The organism is Roseovarius conchicola, from assembly GCF_041403425.1.
Taxonomy (GTDB): domain Bacteria; phylum Pseudomonadota; class Alphaproteobacteria; order Rhodobacterales; family Rhodobacteraceae; genus Roseovarius; species Roseovarius conchicola.
The window spans coordinates 127,130-147,878 of sequence record NZ_JBGEHK010000004.1 but is presented as its reverse complement, the minus strand read 5'-3'; the positions used below and the strand labels follow the sequence as shown (position 1 = coordinate 147,878).

Annotated in this window: 20 protein-coding genes; 11 read left to right on the top strand and 9 right to left on the bottom strand. The window is 59.8% G+C overall.

What is annotated here, in order from left to right:
* Window positions 1-94: 94 nt before the first annotated feature.
* Window positions 95-1,006 (top strand): LysR family transcriptional regulator, encoded by a 912-nt coding sequence (locus tag V6N02_RS12740; RefSeq protein ID WP_371225985.1) that lies wholly within the window; start codon window positions 95-97, stop codon window positions 1,004-1,006.
* 31 nt (window positions 1,007-1,037) lie between these two features.
* Here the strand turns inward: V6N02_RS12740 and V6N02_RS12735 are convergent, their stop codons facing one another.
* Window positions 1,038-2,315, bottom strand: coding sequence for an aspartate aminotransferase family protein (locus V6N02_RS12735; protein WP_371225984.1), 1,278 nt, complete (start codon window positions 2,313-2,315; stop codon window positions 1,038-1,040).
* A 101-nt stretch (window positions 2,316-2,416) separates the two neighbouring features.
* On the opposite strand from V6N02_RS12735, the gene V6N02_RS12730 reads away from it, so the two are divergent.
* A complete protein-coding gene (locus V6N02_RS12730) occupies window positions 2,417-3,337 on the top strand; it encodes a LysR family transcriptional regulator (protein ID WP_371225983.1) in 921 nt (306 codons plus the stop codon).
* Window positions 3,338-3,342: 5 nt separating this feature from the next.
* Here the strand turns inward: V6N02_RS12730 and V6N02_RS12725 are convergent, their stop codons facing one another.
* Genes V6N02_RS12725 through V6N02_RS12710 form a run of 4 tightly spaced genes read right to left on the bottom strand, consistent with a single transcriptional unit; the run spans window position 3,343 to window position 8,417 of the window.
* Window positions 3,343-5,760 carry a GcvT family protein gene (locus tag V6N02_RS12725; protein ID WP_371225982.1) on the bottom strand — a complete coding sequence of 806 codons (2,418 nt, stop codon included), beginning with the start codon at window positions 5,758-5,760 and terminating at the stop codon, window positions 3,343-3,345.
* Window positions 5,760-6,464: a maleate cis-trans isomerase family protein gene (locus tag V6N02_RS12720; RefSeq protein ID WP_371225981.1), complete on the bottom strand. Its 705-nt coding sequence runs from the start codon at window positions 6,462-6,464 to the stop codon at window positions 5,760-5,762. The genes V6N02_RS12725 and V6N02_RS12720 overlap by 1 nt, the downstream gene beginning before the upstream one ends.
* The gene (locus V6N02_RS12715) at window positions 6,457-6,900 is read right to left on the bottom strand and encodes an SRPBCC family protein (protein WP_371225980.1); all 444 of its coding nucleotides are present in this window, start codon (window positions 6,898-6,900) and stop codon (window positions 6,457-6,459) included. The genes V6N02_RS12720 and V6N02_RS12715 overlap by 8 nt, the downstream gene beginning before the upstream one ends.
* 11 nt (window positions 6,901-6,911) lie before the next feature.
* On the bottom strand, window positions 6,912-8,417 hold the full coding sequence (locus V6N02_RS12710) for a trimethylamine methyltransferase family protein (RefSeq protein ID WP_371225979.1): 1,506 nt from the start codon (window positions 8,415-8,417) through the stop codon (window positions 6,912-6,914).
* A 209-nt stretch (window positions 8,418-8,626) separates the two neighbouring features.
* On the opposite strand from V6N02_RS12710, the gene V6N02_RS12705 reads away from it, so the two are divergent.
* Complete coding sequence (locus tag V6N02_RS12705; protein ID WP_371225978.1) at window positions 8,627-9,406, top strand: LamB/YcsF family protein; 780 nt, start codon at window positions 8,627-8,629, stop codon at window positions 9,404-9,406.
* A gap of 251 nt (window positions 9,407-9,657) precedes the next feature.
* Here V6N02_RS12705 and V6N02_RS12700 read toward each other — a convergent pair whose 3' ends face one another.
* Window positions 9,658-11,256 (bottom strand): phosphoenolpyruvate carboxykinase, encoded by a 1,599-nt coding sequence (locus V6N02_RS12700; protein ID WP_371225977.1) that lies wholly within the window; start codon window positions 11,254-11,256, stop codon window positions 9,658-9,660.
* Window positions 11,257-11,607: 351 nt separating this feature from the next.
* Between V6N02_RS12700 and V6N02_RS12695 the strand changes: the two genes are divergently transcribed.
* The 7 genes from V6N02_RS12695 to V6N02_RS12665 are packed head-to-tail and all read left to right on the top strand — an operon-like array spanning window position 11,608 to window position 17,020.
* Entirely contained in the window at window positions 11,608-12,309 is a 702-nt protein-coding gene (locus tag V6N02_RS12695; RefSeq protein WP_371225976.1) for a response regulator transcription factor, read from the top strand.
* Window positions 12,309-14,018, top strand: coding sequence for a sensor N-terminal transmembrane domain-containing protein (locus tag V6N02_RS12690; RefSeq protein ID WP_371225975.1), 1,710 nt, complete (start codon window positions 12,309-12,311; stop codon window positions 14,016-14,018). Before V6N02_RS12695 ends, V6N02_RS12690 begins: the two co-directional genes overlap by 1 nt.
* A gap of 11 nt (window positions 14,019-14,029) precedes the next feature.
* Window positions 14,030-14,461, top strand: a complete 432-nt coding sequence (locus tag V6N02_RS12685) for an HPr kinase/phosphorylase (protein WP_371225974.1) — start codon at window positions 14,030-14,032, stop codon at window positions 14,459-14,461.
* A gap of 10 nt (window positions 14,462-14,471) precedes the next feature.
* The gene (rapZ, locus tag V6N02_RS12680) at window positions 14,472-15,398 is read left to right on the top strand and encodes an RNase adapter RapZ (RefSeq protein WP_371225973.1); all 927 of its coding nucleotides are present in this window, start codon (window positions 14,472-14,474) and stop codon (window positions 15,396-15,398) included.
* Between the two features lie 6 nt (window positions 15,399-15,404).
* Window positions 15,405-15,797: a PTS sugar transporter subunit IIA gene (locus V6N02_RS12675; RefSeq protein ID WP_371225972.1), complete on the top strand. Its 393-nt coding sequence runs from the start codon at window positions 15,405-15,407 to the stop codon at window positions 15,795-15,797.
* A gap of 24 nt (window positions 15,798-15,821) precedes the next feature.
* On the top strand, window positions 15,822-16,100 hold the full coding sequence (locus V6N02_RS12670) for an HPr family phosphocarrier protein (protein WP_371225971.1): 279 nt from the start codon (window positions 15,822-15,824) through the stop codon (window positions 16,098-16,100).
* A gap of 38 nt (window positions 16,101-16,138) precedes the next feature.
* A complete protein-coding gene (locus V6N02_RS12665) occupies window positions 16,139-17,020 on the top strand; it encodes a lysophospholipid acyltransferase family protein (protein ID WP_371225970.1) in 882 nt (293 codons plus the stop codon).
* Window positions 17,021-17,073: 53 nt separating this feature from the next.
* On the opposite strand, the gene V6N02_RS12660 is transcribed toward V6N02_RS12665, so the two are convergent.
* Complete coding sequence (locus V6N02_RS12660; protein ID WP_371225969.1) at window positions 17,074-17,949, bottom strand: 3-hydroxybutyryl-CoA dehydrogenase; 876 nt, start codon at window positions 17,947-17,949, stop codon at window positions 17,074-17,076.
* A gap of 133 nt (window positions 17,950-18,082) precedes the next feature.
* Here V6N02_RS12660 and V6N02_RS12655 point away from each other — a divergent pair, with 133 nt between their 5' ends.
* Window positions 18,083-18,940, top strand: coding sequence for a DUF6473 family protein (locus tag V6N02_RS12655; RefSeq protein WP_371225968.1), 858 nt, complete (start codon window positions 18,083-18,085; stop codon window positions 18,938-18,940).
* Between the two features lie 57 nt (window positions 18,941-18,997).
* Here the strand turns inward: V6N02_RS12655 and V6N02_RS12650 are convergent, their stop codons facing one another.
* Window positions 18,998-19,927, bottom strand: coding sequence for an electron transfer flavoprotein subunit alpha/FixB family protein (locus tag V6N02_RS12650; protein ID WP_371225967.1), 930 nt, complete (start codon window positions 19,925-19,927; stop codon window positions 18,998-19,000).
* Window positions 19,927-20,685: an electron transfer flavoprotein subunit beta/FixA family protein gene (locus tag V6N02_RS12645; protein WP_371225966.1), complete on the bottom strand. Its 759-nt coding sequence runs from the start codon at window positions 20,683-20,685 to the stop codon at window positions 19,927-19,929. The genes V6N02_RS12650 and V6N02_RS12645 overlap by 1 nt, the downstream gene beginning before the upstream one ends.
* Window positions 20,686-20,749: the final 64 nt, after the last annotated feature.

Sequence of the window (20,749 nt, the reverse complement as noted above, 5' to 3'; positions counted from 1 at the left end):
ATCACACTGGACATCTGTCATAAAATCAATTTCATAATATCTTTATCATCATAAATTGGATTTATGGGTTATGCATCTTTCTCTCAGACAGCTCATGACGTTCCGGGAGGTCATGCGCTCGGGCTCGATCAGCCAGGCCGCGCGCGCTGTCGGGCGCACTCAGCCTGCGGTGTCAACCATGGTGCGAACGCTTGAGGATCAACTTGGCTTTGCGCTGTTCGTCCGGACCCAGGGGAAACTGACGCCGACGCCCGAGGCGCATTTTTTCCTCGAGGAATGCGAGGATATCCTTGGTCGGGTGGAGCGCACCGAACGCACGCTTGAGCGGATCAGCACTTTGCAGTCGGGCAAGCTGAAAGTTGCGTGTCATCCGGCGGCCTCCAGCGTGTTTCTGCCACGGCTTCTGACCCGGTTTCTCAAGGGCAGGGACGATCTTGAGGTGTCGCTGATCATGCGCTCGTCCGGCGTGATCGAGGATCTGATCGCCTCACAGCAATTTGATGTCGGATTTTCCGAAACACCCGACCCCCGCCCGTCGATCCAGCAGACCGATTACGACATGGAATGTGTCTGTGTTCTGCCGGTGGATGACCCGCTGGCCCTGGCCTCGACGGTGACGCCCGACGATCTGGACGGGCGACCGATGGCGGTTCTTTTTGACGAGCACAAGACGGCCATTCAAACCGAGGCCGCTTTTCAGGCAGCCGGTTGCAGCTTTAACAAACGGCTGGAGTTGCGGACCTTTCTTCCCGGCCTGCAATTCGTTGCCGAAGGGGTTTGTGTCATGGTCTGCGATATGATCACGGCCTATAGCCATATTCTGCAAGACCCGGTCAGCACCGGGCTTGCGATCCGCCGGTTCAGGCCAAGGATATCCAGCAGCGTGTCGATCCTGACGCCGGGCTACGCGACACAATCCATGGCGGGCCGGGCCTTCATCTCGGAACTCAACAGCGCGGTCATCGGGGTGCGGGATGAAATCGAGTCTCTTCTGACGGCGGAGTGATCGCTTGATCGTAAAACAATCTCAGACGAAGTTACAGATTTCCCAATTCCCGGAATGCTTTGGAGATCGCGCGCTGGGTTGCTTCAAGATCGGCTTCTGTATGTGCGAGGGAGGCATAGAACTTCATCGGGGCTTTTAGAATCCTTTCTTCGCGCAGCACGCTGTTGAACGCTTTTTGATGGGCCGTGTCCGCTTTCAGGGTGTCACGATAGGTCAGCACCGGGGCGGGTGCGAACATGATATCGAACAGCACCGGGTCGCCCACTATGGCGGCCTTGATACCTGTGCGGTCTGCCCCGGTCCGCAGCATATCCATAATGCGGCGACCGGTGTCACGCAGTGCCTGGTAACTTCCGTCCCGGCGCAGAATTTCGAGCGTCTTCAGGCCAGCAGCTGCAGCGACGGGATTGCCGCTGAGCGTTCCGATTTGAAAGGTGAAGCCATCAGGACCCACCTTGTCGACATCGAAATGCGCCATGATCCTGGCGGCCCCGGCAATCGCGGCCATCGGGAAACCGCCACCGATCACTTTGCCCAGCGTGCACAGGTCCGGTGTGACACCATAGAGTTCCTGCCCGCCCCCGTAAGCCAGCCGAAACCCGGTGACGACCTCATCAAAGATCAGGACAATGCCGTGCTGCTTTGTGTCTGCGCGCAAGGCTTCCAGAAAGCCCTGTTCTGGCGGGATCAGACGTTGCAAGGGCTCAACAATCACCCCGGCAATCTGGTCTGCATATTCGGCGATCAGGCTGCGGGCGGCTTCGATTTCATTAAAAGGTGCAATCAGAACCCCGTCGCGTGTTGCCTGCGGGATGCCTGCGGAATCCGGGACTGCCCTTGGAAAATTTTCCAGTTTTTGTGGCGCCATGCTCATCAACGCCTCGCCGCACATCCCGTGGTAACCGCCTTCGAATTTCAGGATCAGGTCGCGCCCTGTGTATGCGCGGGCCAGGCGCATGGCATACATGTCTGCCTCGGACCCGGTCGAGACATAGCGCAACTGCTCGGCACAGGGGACGGCCTCGCAAATCACCTCGGCCAGTTCGATCCCTGCTGGGTTGCTGGTAAAGAATGTCACGCCATCGGTGAACTGCTTTTGAACGGCTTCCATCACCTCGGGATGATTGTGCCCCACCAACATCGGGCCAGAGCCGATCAGGTAGTCGATGTATTCCTTGCCATTTTCATCCCAGACCCGGCTGCCTTGCCCTTTGCGGATCACGACACTTGGGTCGTAATTTCCAAACCCGCCCGCAGGCAGCACCGATTTCGCGCGTTCGCACCAATCCGTTTGAGTGGTCTGGGCCATGTGCTTTGCCTCGTAACATCTGGTTCAAGCTTCGGCTTGACCTTGGTTGAAATGCAATTAAGAAAATTAGGCAATCTTGTGAAAATGATTCAGGTGATCCCATGCCCGAAGGCCCCCTGCTTGAGTTGCGTCACCTCAAGATGATCTGTGCCATTGCCCGGCACGGGCGTGTCACCGATGCGGCCGAGGCCTTGGGGGTCACACCCTCGGCCTTGTCCCATCGCATCAAAGAGGCCGAGCGCCGGTTGGACGTGGTTCTGTTTACGCGCATTCACAAACGCCTGCGCATGACGCCTGCCGCAGATTATCTTGCCGAGATGGCCGAACGGGTCCTGTCCGAGATGGACCGCGTCGAAGAGGATGTGCGGCGCATGGATCGCGGGGCCGAGCATGTGGTGCGGATCGCGGTCGAGGCTTATAGTTCGTATCATTGGCTGCCCGGCTTCACGGCCTATCTGCGCGATCATCTGCCCGGGATTGATCTGCAGGTCATGGCCAGCGCCGGGCACGAGCCGTTGCAGGCCCTGGCCAACCGGCATGTCGATTTGATCGTGGTTTCGGGGGATGCCGCGCCGCTGGGCACGCATCAGGTGTTTCTGTTCCGGGACGAGTTGCTGTTCATCATGCCGCCGCATCATCGGCTGGCGGGTCGGGCCTTTATCAAGGGGGCGGATATCGAGGGCGAAGATTTCATCACTTACACCAAGACGCCCGAACCTGACCGAGAGTTCGCCCGGTTGTTTCGCCCGTCGGGCAGCTATCCGCGCTGGACCGCGACGGTGGAATTGCCGGAAGCCATTGTTGAACTGGTTGCTGCCGGGCAAGGCACCAGCGTCCTTGCCGGATGGGCCGTGCGCCCGGCCATCAATTCGGGGCGCATCGTCAGTGCACGGGTTGGGCAGGGTGGCATCGAGGTGCCATGGCAGGCCGTGATGCGCACAGAAGATGGCGAGACCGGCCCGGTTGCAGAGGTCAGCGCGGCCTTGGCCGCGTGGTCGCAGGCGAACGGGGGGTTTGGGTAAACGCTTTAGCTGCGCAACCTCGCATTTTCCGGATCATAGACATGGGGGCTGTGCCGTATGGCTTTGCGATCAGTCCCGAAGGCCTGAACGGTACATTCCTCGGCCATATCCAGCGCACCACTTTCAACATACCCCAAGGCCAGCAGTTTCCCTGTGCGATACCCCATCGACACCGATGTCAGATATCCGATCAATCGCCCGTCCTTCAGGATCGGGTCCGAGGGCAGGGGTTCCGGCCCGGCATCAACGATGTGCAGGCCAATGAACTGCCAGTCGGGGGCGCTGCCATTTTGGTGCTCGACGGCGTCGCGACCTTTGAACGGGCCTTTCGACATATTGGCGAATTTCGACAGACCGGCATCAAATAGCGTGTATTCCGTGCCAAAATCCGTGCCCCAGCCGTGATAGCCTTTCTCGATCCGCATCGCGTTCAGCGCGTAGGAGCCGAAGTTGCAGATGCCGTGGTCAGTGCCCGCCTGCCAAATCGCCGCGTAGAGCGCTGTCAGGTCGGATGAGGCGACATGCAACTCCCAGCCCAATTCGCCAACATAGCTGACCCGCATGGCGGTGACAGGAACGCCCGCGATGTCGATTTCAGCCACGCTCATCCAGGGGGCGGTTTGCGCGCTCAGATCGGCGGATGTGAGCGATTGCAACAGGTTGCGCGATTTTGGTCCCATCACCAGCAAGGCGCCATCGTGGGCATAGCCCTTGGTCAGGCGGGCATCTGCCTGACCGATCTGGTTCGCGATCCAGTCATAATCGCGATCCACGGCCAAAGTGGGCCCACATAGCAGAAACCGGTCTTTGGCCAGCCGAGCAATCGTGGCTTCCGAGTAGATGCGCCCATTCGGGGTGAGCATGTAGGACAGGCGGACACGGCCAACTGGGGGCAACCCGCCGCAGACTACACGGTTGAGAACCACCTCGGCCTCCGGGCCTTCCAGCAGGTACTTGGTAAACCCGCCGTGGTCCATGATACCAACCGCATCGCGCACGCATTCACACTCGGAGCGCGCAGCGTCGTGCCAGGGTTCGCGGCCAAAGCTGAGAGCGGTTTCATCTTCTGAGCCGTCCCGTTTGAACCAGAACGCGCGTTCCCATCCGCCGATCTGGCCCATCACAGCGCCTTTCGCCTGTAGATGGTCATAGAGCGGCGTCTGCTGAACAGGCCGTCCGGACTGCATCAGGCGGTGTGGGTATGGAATGGCGTATTGCAGATCGTAGTGCTCGGACGCGCGGGCAGCGGCATAATCCGTGCTGGCCCACGCGCCGAACCGGCGTGGATCCCAGGCGGACAAATCCCACTCGGTCTCGCCCGTGGTCAGCCATTCGGCCATCGCCTTGCCGATTGCAGCGGAGTGGGTGATGCCGATCTGCACCCCCGTCGCGTGATAGAAGTTCTGCGCGCGCCCTGCCGGACCCACCAGGGGCAGCGCATCGGGCGCGTAGGGGATCGGTCCATTTACAAATCGCTGTGCTCCGGCTTGAGCCAAAATCGGCACATGGGCGGCGGCGGCCTCGAAAACCTCCATCATTCCGTCGATATCATCGGCGAATAGCTGGTGATCAAAGTCGCCCGGAACGCCGTCCTGCCAGACGGGACGCCCCTCATGGGCATAAGAGCCAAGCAGCAGAGCATTGCGTTCGCGGCGCAGATAGAACCGAATGTCCGGATCGCGGATCAGCGGGAAAACCTTGGTGTTGTCTTCCAATTCGCTCAACGCGCTGGTGACCATATATTGATGTTCCAAGGTCACGACGGGCACATGCAACCCGGCCATGGCTGCTATCGCCCTCCCACTGGACCCGGCGGCATTGATCACGGTTCCGGCGACGATATCGCCTTCAGATGTGATGATGTCCCACTCCCCCGACGCACGCTGTTTTAGCCCTGTCACCCGGGTAAAGCGCCTCACCTGCGCCCCCTTGGCGCGCGCATGTTTTGCCAGGGCCTGTGTCAGTTGGCTGGGGTCGATATCGCCTTCATAGGGGTCAAGGATGCCACCCAATACCGTGTCATCCGAGTGCCAATAGGGGTGCATGGATTCAATCTCGGAGGGCGACAGCATCGCTAGATCAAACCCTGCAGATTTTGAGACACCACACAGATGCTGAAACAGCTGCATCCGCTCAGGGCTATGCGCGGGCCAGATGGCTTGCGTGTGCCGATAGGTGATCGGTGCCTCGGGGTCTTGGGCCAAGTCCTTGTAAAGCTGCCAGGCATAGTTGCCCGCGCGCATGCTCAACCATGAGTTCGCATAGGTCGGGATATTCCCCGCAGCGTGCCAGGTCGATCCCGCCGTCAGTTCATTTTTCTCGATCAGGACGGTGTCGGTTACCCCGGCTTCGGCCAGATGATAGAGGATCGCAGCCCCAACCGCGCCGCCCCCGATGACTGCGACCTGAAAATGGGACGCCATTAATGGGTTTCCAGCAAACGGCCAAACCCGGTGATCGGGTCCGTGATGCCAACTTGCCGCAAGGCCTGCCAGTAAACAGCGGCATTGCAGGCAACAATGGGCTTGCCATGGGCCGCCTCGAGTTCGGCGATCATCGCAACAACGGGCAGCGCGGTGCCCACCTGCAGGATCACGTCGCAATCGGAGGCGGCCACCTGCGCAAAGACCGCGCGGATATCGGCAAGCGGCGTTTCGCAGATCGCGGGCAATGAGGGTGCTTCGGTGCCCTTGATTGCCACCACTTCGAACCCAGCGGCCTCGGTGTTGGCTTTGACCACCGCATCAATATCCGCGTTGAAAGGGGTCACAACGCCGACCCGTTTCGCGCGCAGTACCTGCAACGCGGCATAATCGGCCTGCGAGGCCCCAAGCACCGGGATGCCCACCTGCGCCGAAATATCTGCACAGCGCGCTTGCAGCTTGTCCGGTCCACCGGGTCCAGCATCGGTTGTCAGCCCAACGGCGATGGCCACCGGGTTACAATCCATCAGCTTGGCCGCTTCGTCGGGTAAATCATCCGAAATCGCATCACCGCCCAAACGAAAGCGCTGCATCTGATTGGTCACGCCTTCGGGCCGCAATAGCTCCAGTTCCGGTTGCACGACCGTGTTCATCGCCGGTGTCATGACACCGATCACGGCGCGGGGGGCCAATGTATCAGGCATTTCTGCTCTCCTTCAGATAGGTGTTCAGTCCGGCCATGCCGCCGATATAGATGGCGTCACCCACGACCTGTTCCATGTCAGCGGCGTCCTTGGCGGCGCAGTCAAACCAGCTTTCCCAGATGCCCAAAGTCTGTCCGGTATGCGTGATGGGGATAAACCGATGGGTCGAGATGTATCTCGTCACGGGTAGGGGGCAGTCCAGAATGTCGTAGGTGTAGGAGTGATCCCGGTCCGAATGGGCCAAGAGCGTTTCGCGAAACACGGTGCCATCGGCGATATCCAGACGCCGGATGGTGCCCGAAGCGGTTGGTGAGCCTGTCTCAAGGGTTGCCTTGGTAACACCGGGGTTCCAGTTGGACACCCCGTCGAAATCACGCACCGTCGCCCAGACAAGGTCAACGGGCGCGTCGATGATCATACTGCGGAATACATGCATGGGGTCTCCTCTCAGGGGGCAAGTCGAATGGGGTATCTGGCGCGAATGTCGGCTTCAACCTCGGGGGCAAGATGGGTGGATGCGGGGCCTGCCAAGATGTCGGATACCCGGGTTTTTGCACGCTCCCAGATGGAGGCGCCCCCGGCCTCCAGCCAGTCATCGACACTTTGGCGGTCGGCCAAGGCCGGATACACGTAATCCGTCTTCATGCGCCGCAGGGTTTCGGCCTCGCCCAGGTAATGCCCATCCTGCGTGACCACACGTTCCACCGCGTCCAGATCAAGCGTGGCATCCGACACCTCGATCCCCTGAACCGATCGGAGGATGGCCCCGCACATGTCATCGTCGATCACCATGGCCTCGGGGCTGGCCACCATGATCGAGCCCAGCATGCCCACCGACAGGTTGATCATGTCGGCCCCGGCCTGTGCGGCAAGGGCAACGGTATAGCCTTTTTCATATCCCGCCTGCGCATCGACGAGTTTCGAATCCGTCATCCCCGCCGAGACGGTGGATGGCAGGCCGAGATGGGCCAGCAATTGCGCGGCAGCGGCGTTTGCGATGGCGGATTCTCCGCTGCCGCCGCTCATCGCGCCGGTGCGCAGGTCCGAGATGAAGGGCATGAAGGCATAGATACAAGGGCTGCCCGGCTTGATGGCGTCCACAACCATCAGCCCGGCCAGACACTCCGCCAGCCCTTGGGCCAGCGCACCGGCGAGAGTCACCGGGCTGGTGGCCCCTGCCTGACCGGCCGAGCAGATTTGCGGGATCATGCCCGCCTTTATCGCTTCTTCCAGCATGGCGATGCCTTCGGGGGCGTAGGCCAGCGGTGGCACGACATGCACGACGACGGCCATGCAAAAGGGTGTGGCGCGAAACGCGCCGGCACGACCCAGGGCCAGATCGAACATATCAACGATAGGCCGCACATGGGACGCGTCACAAAAGCTGACACCGATGGGCTTTGACGTGGCTTTCATACAGGCAAAGGCGGTGTTGATGTCCAGCTCAAACGGATCCTCCATGTCGCGCGCAACCACTGGCCGCACCCCGTAATGGATGTTCGGTGACGCCTCCAGCACGCGCATCAGATCGTGAAGATCCTGCAGCGTGCTGTCCCGATACGCCCCGGTGGCCGCATCCAACATCTGCACCGCAGCGCCGCCGGTGCCGATATGCACATGCCCCTTGCCGATTGTCAGGGTGCGGTTGGGCGTAAACCCCGGCAGTTTTATCGTGTCCGGGGCGCGTTTGCAGGCCGCGCGGATCATGTCCCAGCCAAAACAAACCCGCCCGTCATCGCGCAGTGTTGCCCCCTGATCCAGCGCGCGTTTGGTTGCCTCGGGCGGCAGGCCGGACATGCCGATTGTCGACAGGATATCAAACGCATGATCCACAATTTTTGAAAGCTCTGCCTCTGATAGCGGCATCAACCGCCCCCCGGCATGGACATGCGGCCCGGCACCGATGCCCGGGTCGGTCTGTTCGGAATGCTGTCTTGTGGCGCGCCGTACCATTCAATGTCCACTTCTCTGTCATCACTAAAACCCATAAAGATGATGGGGCAAATTCAATTACTCGGCAAAGATGGTGAACTCTTCTCAAGCAAGCTTTCGTTTCTTCCTCTCGCCAGTCCCGGCACATCCTGTATCAATGAGGGCGTGTTCCTGCATTAGACGTGCCGGGAAGGCGAAAGACTTATGCCCAGCAAAACACGGCGGTGATCATGCATATCGACCTCAATTCTGATCTTGGAGAAGGCTTTGGCCCTTGGGATATGGGCAATGATGCCGAGATGCTGCGCCTTGTCACATCCGCCAACGTGGCCTGTGGCGGCCATGCCAGCGATCCGGAAACGATGTTCCGCACCCTGGAACTGGCCCGGGAAAATGCCGTTTGTGTCGGTGCCCATCCCGGTTTTGCAGACCGCGAGGGGTTCGGGCGTCGTGTGATTCCGATGACACCGGATGAAATCGGTCGGATGTGTGCCGCGCAGATCGGGGCATTGATCGCAATCGGTGCTCAGGTGGGGGTTCCGGTTGAGTACGTGAAGCCTCACGGCGCGCTTGGCAATCTGGCCGCGCGGGATCGATCGGTGGCTGATGCCATCGTCAAAGCCGTTCAGAAGATCAGCCCGCAACTTGCGATCCTGGCCATCTCCGGAACGGAGTCCGAGCAGGCGGCCCGCGCTGCAGGTGTTCCCGTCTACTCCGAGGTTTTCGCAGATCGGGGTTATCTTTCAACAGGGCAGCTTGTTCCGCGCGGGCAAGAGGGGGCCATGATCCACGACGCCACCGAAGCTGCAGAGCGTCTGATCTCGTTCCTGGAAACCGGGCTTATGCCCGTGATCGACGGAGACCCGATCCCGCTCAGCGCCCAATCCATCTGTGTGCATGGCGACAGCCCCGGGGCAGTCAGCATGGCCCGTGTCATTCGTGACCGCCTGATGGCCCAAGGTGTTGAGATCAAGAGGTTTTGTGCCGGGCGGGCACGTAACCAAGGCTGAGATACTGACGATTGCAGATCACGCGTTGCCGGGCCGGCTTTGCAAATGGCCGGGCAGAGTGGCGCATAACGTGGCCCGGGCGGTGAAACGCAACCGTGCGGGAGACGCGAACATGCCCTGATTGCGACGGCGTAAGGGGACGCGGATGCGAGCAACCCCGTTGGCAGGTCACTTTCAGGTAAGACCCACGCGTAAAAAAACGCCCCGTCCGGTGTGGAGGGGCGTTTTGAATTTGGTCTCAGAAGAGATGATTACCCCAGCGCGGCGGCTTTCACATCGTTGTCGATATGGGGCAGGTATTGCTCAAAGTTTTCGGCGAACATGGCAACCAGTTTGGCGGCCTGACGGTCATAGCTGTCCGGCTTGTCCCAGGTGCGGCGCGGGTTCAGCAGAACCGGGGGCACGCCGGGCGCTTCGGTGGGAACTTCGAAGCCGAAATTGTCGTCCTTGCGGAACTCGACCTTGTTGAGCGAGCCATCGAGCGCGGCGGTCAGCAACGCGCGGGTGGCCTTGATCGGCATCCGCGAACCGGTGCCATAGGCCCCGCCGGTCCAGCCGGTGTTGACCAGCCAGCAGGTTGCACCGTGCTTGGCGATCTTTTCGCGCAGCAGGTTGCCGTAGACCTCGGGGCGGCGCGGCATGAACGGCGCGCCGAAACAGGTCGAGAAGGTGGGCTCGGGCTCGGTAATCCCGCGCTCGGTGCCCGCGACCTTCGAGGTAAACCCGCTCAGGAAGTGGTACATCGCCTGCGCCGGGGTCAGCCGCGCGATGGGTGGCAGCACGCCGAATGCATCGCAGGTCAGCATGATGATGTTCTTGGGATGCCCGCCAATGGCTGATTTCGACGCGTTCGAGATGTAGTCCAGCGGATAGGCACAGCGCATATTGGCGGTCAGGCTGTCGTTGGTGAAGTCCAGTTCGAGCGTGTCGGGATCGAACACCATGTTTTCGATCACCGTGCCGAATTTCCTGGTGGTGGCGTAGATCTCGGGCTCGGCCTCGGGATCAAGGTTGATCGTTTTGGCATAGCAGCCGCCTTCGAAATTGAAGGTACCGCGATCGGACCAGCCATGTTCGTCATCGCCAATCAACGTGCGTTCTGGATCGGCGGACAGGGTGGTTTTGCCGGTGCCCGACAGGCCAAAGAAGATGGCCGTGTCGACGGCGTTGTTATTGGCGTGGTTGGCCGAGCAATGCATCGGCATGATGCCTTTTTCGGGCAGCAGGTAGTTGAGCAGGGTGAATACCGATTTCTTGTTTTCCCCGGCATATTCGGTGCCGCCGATCAGGATCATCTTGCGGTCGAAATTCATTGCGATCACGGTTTCAGACCGGCAATCATGCTTGGCTGGGTCGGCCTGGAAGCTGGGGCAGTTGATGACCGTGTAGTCGGCGATGAAACTGTCGAGGTCTTCGGCGTCCGGGCGGCGCAGCATGTGGCGGATGAAGAGCCCATGCCAGGCCAGTTCGGTGACCATGCGCACCTTGATCGAATGCGCCGGGTCGGCCCCGCCGGTCAGGTCCTGCACGTAGTAATCCTTGCCCTGCATATGGGCCAGCATGTCATTGTAAAGCGCATCGAAGCCCTCGGGGCTCATCGCGGCATTGTTTTCCCACCAGATCGTGTCTTTGACGCTGTCGGTCTTGACCACGTGCTTGTCCTTGGGGGACCGCCCGGTGAACTTGCCGGTGGTGACCAGAAAGGTGCCCCCCTGGCCCAGATCGCCCTCGCCATTGCGCAGCGCGGCCTCGATCAGGGCCGGTTCGATCATATTGTAATAGACATTGCCCAGACCAGTGATGCCTTGATCTTCGAGCTGGAATTGCGGGTTGACCCGTCCAGATGTCATGGGGTGCGTGCTCCTGTCGCCATACCTGTCAGCGACGGCGTGGCGTGCCCCGGAAAGGACCACCTACCGCCGGTTGGGGGCCTCTTAACATGACGCTTCCGTGAAAGAACAGGACGGTTTGGCGCAGTTAGCGCAACCAAATCAAAGTTAGCGCAATCACCTGTTTGGAAGCGAAAACTTTGCACAAATTGATGGAACTAAGTGAGTCAATTTAGCCATTCCGAATGTTTTTTTGTCTCAAATAAGGCGCAAGGGCAGACCGATTCGCAGTTTGGGATTGATTGCAAAGGATAAAAATGCGCATAGTGATCAAAAAAAATAGGCAAGCAGAGCAGTACAAGGAAAAAATCTATGTCTAAAATCGCCCTCGTGGACGATGACAGAAATATTCTGACATCGGTTTCGATGACCCTTGAGGCTGAGGGGTTCGAAGTTGAAACCTATAATGACGGACAACAGGCGTTCGATGCGTTCAGCAAAAGCCTGCCTGACATGGCCGTTCTCGATATCAAGATGCCCCGGATGGACGGGATGGACCTGCTTCAGCGGCTGCGCCAGAAATCCAGCATGCCGGTGATCTTCCTGACCTCCAAAGATGATGAGATCGACGAGGTTCTGGGCCTGCGGATGGGGGCCGACGATTACGTGAAGAAACCGTTTTCGCAACGGCTTCTGGTCGAACGTATTCGCGCGCTTCTGCGTCGTCAGGACGCGCTTGAAAGCGACAGTGGCCCTGATCCGGAAGACACCAAGGTGCTGGAGCGCGGCGAGTTGCGGATGGACCCGCTGCGCCACGCTGTGACCTGGAAGGGCATGGACGTGACCCTGACGGTGACCGAATTCCTGCTGTTGCAGGCGCTTGCCCAACGTCCCGGGTTCGTCAAAAGCCGCGATCAGCTGATGGATGTGGCCTATGACGATCAGGTCTATGTGGATGACCGCACCATCGACAGCCACATCAAACGCCTGCGCAAGAAACTGCGTATGGTTGATGGCGAGTTCTCGGCAATCGAGACGCTTTATGGTATCGGATACAGGTACAACGAAGAATAATGGCGCTGGCCGAAGGGATCAACGTGCGCGATCTGCCGCCGCGGAAAGACGGTGATGTTGTTCTGGGGGACGATTTCGTTGCCCCGGACACGATCGTCGAGGATGAACTTCGCGCCACGCGCGAAGGCAGAGGCTTTATTTCTCTGCGCAAATCCTCGCTGACGCGTAAGATTGTCACCTTCAATCTGATCGCGCTGAACATCCTTGTGGCCGGTATCCTTTATCTCAATTCATCTCGTGACGGGCTGGCCCTGCAACGTGCCAATGCCCTTGTGGGCGAGGCCGAACTGGTCGCGGATGTGTTCGAGGCGCAACTGCCCAGCGGCGCGCCGGTGAACCTTGTCACCGGGGATGGCGTTGATGTCAGCGGAACGCTTGAGGCCATCAGCGTGCAAAAGGGCGTTGAAATCTATGTGTTCGACGCCGGTGGCACCCTTGCAGGGCAGAGCGAGGGCAGTCGCGAACGCTCGGGGACCGATGCCGAACCACGCCCGACCGTGATCACCGATGCGCTGACCCGCATGTGGGGATGGATTTCCGCACCTCTGGCCGGGATCGGCGGGTCTGCCGAGCCGACCACCTCTGAAGAGGTGGTGCGCACAATGATCGAAACCACCCTGCAGTCTGGCACACAGGTTTCGTCCGGCGAAGTGGATGGGGGCAGCATTCTGACCGTTGCGACGCCCATTTTGCAAAATGGCAATCCGATCGGCGTGATCGCGATTGTCAGTGCGTCGGGCGAAATCGACAACCTCGTGCGTTCGGAGCGCGAACGCGTACTGCAGATGTTCATTATCGCGACGCTGGTTTCGGTCGGGCTGAGCCTGATCCTGGCGTCAACGATTTCCAACCCGATCTCCGATCTTGCCTCGGCCGCCGAAATTGGCGGAGAGCGCAATCGCAGCAGCAGTGGCGGGCGCATCCGCATCCCCGACCTGACGGCCCGCCCGGATGAGATCGGACGCCTCAGCGGCGCGTTACGCGGCATGGTGGCCGCGCTCTATCACCGGATCGACAGCAACGAACAATTTGCCGCCGATGTGGCCCATGAAATCAAGAACCCGCTGGCCAGTCTGCGCTCGGCCGTGGGCACGATGCATGTTGCCAAACGCGATGATCAGCGCGCCAGGCTGCTGGAAGTGATTGAACATGACGTGCGGCGTCTGGACCGTCTGGTCAGCGACATTTCGAACGCCTCGCGGCTGGACAGCGAACTGGTCAAGGAAGAACAGGAACCCTTTGATCTGCTGACCATGCTGCGCAACCTGGGCCAATATCTGGGTGAGGATGCTAACAAGAAGGGCATCGATTTCATCACCGATTTCCCCGAGCAACCGATTGTCCTGATGGGGCTTGAGGCGCGTCTGGCGCAGGTTTTCGTGAACCTGATCTCCAACGCTGTCAGCTTTTGTGAAGACGGCGATGCGATCCGCGTCTGGGCGCGCAAACGCGACAACCGGGTGCTGGTTGTGGTCGAGGATACAGGCCCCGGCATTCCCGATGTGGCGCTGACCAAGATTTTCAAACGTTTCTATTCCGAACGCGCCGCAAACGATTTTGGCAATAATTCGGGCCTTGGGCTGGCGATCTCCAAACAGATCGTCGAGGCGCATGACGGCGTGATCTGGGCCGAAAACATCCGCCCCACGGATGCCGATATCACCTCTGATCCGCTGGGCGCGCGCTTTGTCGTGGGCCTGCCGATCTAACCGGCATCGCGATGACCGGCGCGACGGATCAGCTTGTACTTCACGCCACAACGATTGCAGTCAACGGCCATGCGGCCCTGATACGCGGGCCATCGGGAAGCGGAAAATCCGGCCTCGCGCTTCAGTTGATCGCAATGGGGGCCGCATTGGTCGCAGATGATCGCACCATTCTGAACAAGCGTGACGAGCAGGTGTTCGCCACTGCGCCGGACCCCATCAAAGGCCAGATCGAAGCACGCGGAATCGGGCTGCTCGCGGCGCCGACAACCCCGCCGACGCCCCTGCGCCTGATTGTTGATCTGGAGCATGAAGAAACAGACCGTTTACCACCTTTGAGGCATGACAGCTTGCTTGGTGTTCGCTTACCTGTGATCAGAAAAACCAAGGCTGCCCATTTTCCTGCCGCGATTTTACTATATCTGCAGGGGAACCGTATCGCTTGACGGAGTTTTGATGACCCAAACGCCTCTCTCCCGTTCCAGCCGCCTGGTGTTGGTCACTGGCCCATCCGGGGCAGGGCGCACAACCGCGATCCGTGCGCTGGAAGATATGGGGTTTGAGGCGATCGACAACCTGCCGCTGTCTCTGCTGCCCCGCTTGCTGGAGGGGCCTGCCCCGGACAAGCCGATGGCCCTTGGCATCGACGTGCGCAACCGGGATTTTTCAACCACCGCCCTGATCGAGGCGATTGACCACATCGGCGCAGATGCAGATGCACCGATGCAGCTGCTTTACCTCGACAGCAGCGCCGAGGTCTTGTTTCGCCGCTTTTCCGAGACCCGCCGCCGTCACCCGCTGGCGCCGGCGGAGGATCCGGGCAAGGGGATCGCGCGCGAGTTTGACCTGCTGGGACCGATCCGCGCGCGCGCGGATATTCTGATCGATACATCCGAGATGTCTCCGCATGATCTGCGCGCCGCGCTTGAAGCCTCGTTTGCGCCCAAAGGGGCACAGCAGCTGGCCGTGTCGGTGCATTCGTTTTCCTATAAACGCGGGTTGCCGCGGGGGTTGGACATCGTGCTGGATTGCCGCTTTTTGCGCAATCCCTACTGGGAGGAAAGCCTGCGCGGGCTCAACGGTCAGGACGCGGCTGTGGCGCGCTATGTCGCCGAGGACGAACGCTATGCAGCCTTTCGCCAACAGGTGATCGACCTCTCTCTTTTGCTGCTTCCGGCGTATAAGGCGGAAGGCAAAGCGTACCTGTCCATCGGCTTTGGCTGTACGGGCGGACAGCACCGCAGTGTTGCAATCGCAGAAACTTTATCCCAGGCCCTTGCAAATAAGGGCTGGCAGGTGTCAATTAGGCATCGCGAGCTGGAGAGGCATGCCGCGGCGCAGCGTGCCGTAACCTCTGTCGCGACCGGCGCGGTAAAGGAGTAACGCAGCTTGATCGGGATCGTAATTGTGGCGCATGGCGGGCTGGCCCGCGAATATCTTGGCGCCATCGAGCACGTGATGGGCCCACAGCCCGGCATACGTGCGATTGCGATTGAGGGCGACCATGACCGTGACGCCAAACAGGTCGAGATTTGCATCGCTGCGGACGAGGTGGACAGCGGCAGCGGGGTGGTTATCGTGACGGACATTTTTGGCGGCTCACCGTCGAACCTGTCACTGAAGGCCTGCACGCCGGATGACCGGCGTATTCTTTATGGCGCGAACCTGCCGATGTTGCTGAAACTGGCAAAATCCCGCGACAAAGACCTGCCCGATGCGGTCCGTGCCGCACTGGATGCCGGGCGTAAGTATATTGACAGTCATAACGTATCGGCCGAGTAACAAGAAAAATACGGAGCCTGAGACATGAGTGACAAAGAAACGCGGGCGTTGAAGATCGTGAACGTCAAGGGTCTGCATGCCCGCGCGGCGGCCAAGATGGTCGAGGTTGTCGAAGGTTTTGATGCCCATGCCGAGGTGTCTCTTAATGGTCAATCCAGTGGTGGTGACAGCATTATGGGCCTTTTGATGTTGGCAGCGTCGAAAGGAACGACTATTGACGTCCAAACCTCGGGTCCCGATGCTCTAGCCCTGGCCGATGCGGTCGAGGCGCTGGTTGCGGACCGCTTTGGTGAAGACAAGTAAGCGTGCGCGATTGCGCATCTGAGACAGGATCAAACCGCGTGGTGGATAACGTTCAGGATCAGCCCGGGGCACAGCCCGGCGAGACGGTCACGTTTACCAAATATGACCGACGCAGCCTGACCTATGCCAACTCTTTTGATGCCCCTATCACCGCGGCCGTGATCCGTACGGTTGAATGGTTTACCGGCAAGCTGAGCATCCTGCGCATGATCCGTGCGTTCGAGAAAAAAGGTGCCCCCACCGGACAGCCCTTTTGGCGCGCGGCACTGGATACGATGGGGATCGACCTGCTGACTCCGCAGGAAGAGGTCGACAATATCCCGCTGACCGGGCCTGTGGTGGTGGTGGCAAACCATCCGCACGGATTGGTGGATGGAATGATCCTGGCCGATCTGATCGGGCGTCGGCGGACGGATTACAAGATTCTCACCCGCGCCTTGCTGACCGGCATTGACGAGGTCGCGGCCTCTTACATGATTTCGGTGCCCTTCCCGCACGAGCCGGACGCACAACGCAAATCGGTGGAAATGCGCGCGCAGGCCATGGCGCATCTGAAAGACGGCGGCGTGATCAGCGTGTTCCCATCGGGCGTTGTGGCGTCGAGCGACACGATGTTCGGACCCGTACACGAACGCGAATGGAACGTGTTCACGGCCCAGATGATCCGCAGATCAGGTGCAACCGTGGTGCCGATCTTTTTCCCGGGTGCGAATTCGCGGGTCTATCAGGCGGCCAATTGCATCTCGGCCACGCTGCGCCAAAGCTTCTTGCTGCATGAAGTGGTCAAGAGCTGTAACAGGCCGCAAAAACCCGTGGTGGGGCCACCGATTGACGCGGAGCATATGGAAATGCTGCAAAGCGACCCGCGCGGCTTTATGGCATGGCTGCGTGAGCATACGCTGGCCTTGGGCGAACAGTAGAGTTCTGTCCGCAATTCTACAAAAAATTTGCAGATGATTTGACCTGTTTCTGACTAGCGTGTCGGAACCGGCGTCTCACCCCGATAATCATAAAACCCGCGACCTGTCTTGCGACCCAGCCACCCCGCTTCGACATATTTGGTCAGAAGAGGGCAGGGGCGGTACTTGGTATCGGCCAACCCGTCATGCAGCACGTTCATGATCGCAAGGCAGGTGTCCAGCCCGATGAAATCCGCAAGCTCAAGCGGCCCCATCGGGTGGTTGGCCCCCAGTTTCATCGACTGGTCAATCGACTGTACGCTGCCGACGCCTTCGTAAAGCGTATAGACCGCCTCGTTAATCATCGGCATCAGGATGCGGTTTACGATAAAGGCCGGGAAGTCTTCGGCCGAGGCGGCTGTTTTCCCAATTTTTTCAACAACTTTCAGGCAGGTGTCATAGGTTTCGGTATCTGTCGCAATGCCGCGGATCAGCTCGACCAGCTGCATGATCGGGACCGGGTTCATAAAGTGAAAACCCATGAATTTCTCAGGCCGGTCGGTGCGGCTGGCCAGACGTGTGATCGAGATTGACGAGGTGTTCGAGGTCAGGATGGTATGCGGCTGCAGATGCGGCACAAGGTCATCGAAAATCGCCTGTTTCACCGTTTCGCGTTCGGTGGCCGCCTCGATCACCAGGTCGGTCTGGCCCAGATCAGGCAGGGTCAGGGTCGTGGTGATACGGCCCAGGGCCTCGGCCTGCGTCTCGGGCGTCAATATGCCCTTGCTGACCTGACGATCCATGTTGCGCCGAACGGTCTCAAGCGCGTTTTCCAGTGCCTCCTGGCTGATATCGGTCAACAGCACGTCATAGCCCGCAGCCGACAGAACATGGGCGATGCCGTTGCCCATCTGGCCTGCGCCGATCACGCCAATTTTCTGGATTTCCATCCGCAGACCCCTTTCGCGATATGGCCATACCATAGGCCCCGGGGCCACGGCGCCGCAAGGGGCGGGGGTGGCTAAAAATTGAGACACATTGGCCCATTAGGGGTTTCTCAACCGGGCGGGCGCAAGATGCCCGGTGGGTGAGAACAAATTGGTGGGTGATATGGCCTATGAAAAGATCGGGACTCTGTCTCTTGACTATAAGCCGTGCAGGTATGGCGGCTCAAAACTGCTGTTTCGGGGACCGAAACGTAAACTGACGGGCAACTATGTTGCCTTTATCGGGGGCACGGAAACCTATGGCAAATTCATTGAAGCGCCGTTTCCCGACCTGATTGAGCAACAAACAGGTGTGACCTGTGTCAATTTCGGTTGGCCAAACGCCGGGGTGGATGTGTTTCTGAACGAACGGGCCATTCTGGACGCCTGCGAGGGCGCGCAGGCGGTCGTGTTGCAACTGCCCTGCGCGCAGAACATGACCAATCGCTTTTACTCGGTGCATCCGCGGCGCAATGATCGTTTCGTTGGGCCGTCCAACCTGATGAAATCCGTGTTTCGCGATATTGATTTCACAGAGTTTCATTTTACCCGGCACATGCTGAACAATCTCAAGGCGATGGCGCCTGAGCGGTTCAATATGATCCGGGATGAGCTGCAAAGCGCATGGGTGGCACGCATGAAACTGCTGCTCAACCGGATTGATAACCGCGTGATCCTGCTTTGGTTTTCGGCGCGCCATCCCGGCGAGGGCAACAACAGTGCCGACCTGGCGAAGGATCCGGCCTTTGTAACCCGCGCGATGCTGGATGCGGTCAGGGGCCGGGCCGCAGCGGTCGTCAAGGTGTGCGCCAGCCCCCTGGTCAAGGCGCAGGGCACGGCAGGGATGGTGTTTTCCGAGTTGGAGGCCAATGCCGCTGCCGAATTGCTGGGCCCGATGGCCCATGAAGAAGCGGCCAAGGCCCTGGTGCCGATAATCAAGAAGACGCTTGCCTGAAACGAAAAAGGCCCGCCGTTCAGCGGGCCTTTTAAAACTTTGTCGGTCTGCCGGGCCTTAGCCCAGTTTTTCGGTCAGTTCCGGCACGGCGGCAAACAGATCGGCAACCAGACCATAATCGGCAACCTGGAAGATCGGTGCCTCTTCGTCCTTGTTGATCGCAACGATGATCTTAGAGTCTTTCATACCGGCAAGGTGCTGAATGGCCCCCGAGATGCCGACCGCGATATAGAGATCCGGGGCGACAACTTTACCCGTTTGGCCAACCTGCCAGTCGTTGGGCGCGAAGCCGGAGTCAACGGCGGCACGGGATGCGCCAACGGCGGCCCCCAGCTTGTCGGCCAGTTTCTCGATCAGGGCGAAATCGTCTTCCGACCCGACGCCACGACCACCGGAGACAACCACACCGGCCGAGGTCAGCTCGGGGCGGTCGCTTTCGGCAACCTTGTCTTCGACCCATTCGGACAGGCCGGGATTGTCGGCAGCGCCGATGGTTTCAACCGCGGCCGAGCCGCCTTCGCCGGCGGCGTCAAACGTGGCGGTGCGGAAAGAAACGACTTTCTTGGCGTCTGCCGATTTCACGGTCTGGATTGCGTTACCGGCATAGATCGGACGCTCGAACGTGTTGCCGTCTACAACGCCGGAGGCATCCGAGATCACCATCACGTCCAGAAGGGCGGCCACGCGGGGCAGCACGTTCTTGGCGTCGGTGGTGGCCGGGGCGACGATATGTTCGTAATCGCCAGACAGCGACACGATCAGGGCCGCCGTGGGTTCCGCGAGGCGGTGACCCAAGCTAGCGTCCTCGGCCACGAGAACCTTGGACACACCGTCGATTTTTGCAGCGGCTTCGCCGGCGGCAGCAGCGGTTGCACCCGCGGCCAGAACCGTCACATCACCCAGTTGTTTGGCCGCGGTCACCGCCTTGGCGGTTGCGTCCATTGCCAGTTCACCTTCGGTGATTTCTGCGAGAAGAAGAACAGCCATTATACAGCCCCCGCTTCTTTGAGTTTCTCAACCAGCTCGTCGACCGAGCCCACGATTTCGCCAGCCTTGCGGGCCTCGGGTTCGTCGGTTTTGACGATTTCCAGACGCGGGCTGACATCGACGCCGTAATCGGCGGCGGTTTTCTCATCCAGCGGCTTTTTCTTGGCCTTCATAATGTTCGGGAGCGATGCATAGCGCGGCTCGTTCAGGCGCAGATCGACGGTGATGATGGCAGGCATCTTCACTTTGATCGTTTGCAGCCCGCCATCCACTTCGCGGGTGACCAGCGCGCTGTCGCCATCGATGTCCAGACCCGACGCAAAGGTGCCTTGCGACCAGCCCAGCAGGGCCGAGAGCATCTGACCGGTGGCGTTCATGTCGTTGTCGATGGCTTGCTTGCCAGCCAGAACGATACCGGGCTGTTCCTCGTCGACAATCGCCTTGAGGATCTTGGCAACGGCCAAAGGTTCGATATCGGTGTGAACATCGTCAGCGGCCACGACCAGAATGGCGCGGTCGGCCCCCATGGCCAAAGCGGTGCGCAGGGTTTCCTGGCTTTGCTTGACGCCGATGGATACGGCGATGACTTCGTCGGCCTTGCCGGCTTCCTTGAGGCGAATGGCCTCTTCCACGGCGATCTCGTCGAACGGGTTCATCGACATTTTGACATTGGCAAGATCGACGCCCGATCCGTCCGCTTTGACGCGAACCTTCACGTTGTAGTCGATCACGCGCTTGACAGGTACAAGCACCTTCATTGGCATGGTCTCCCTAAATTGACCGGGAGCCGCGTGGCGACTCCCCTCACAAGAATTCTTGCGC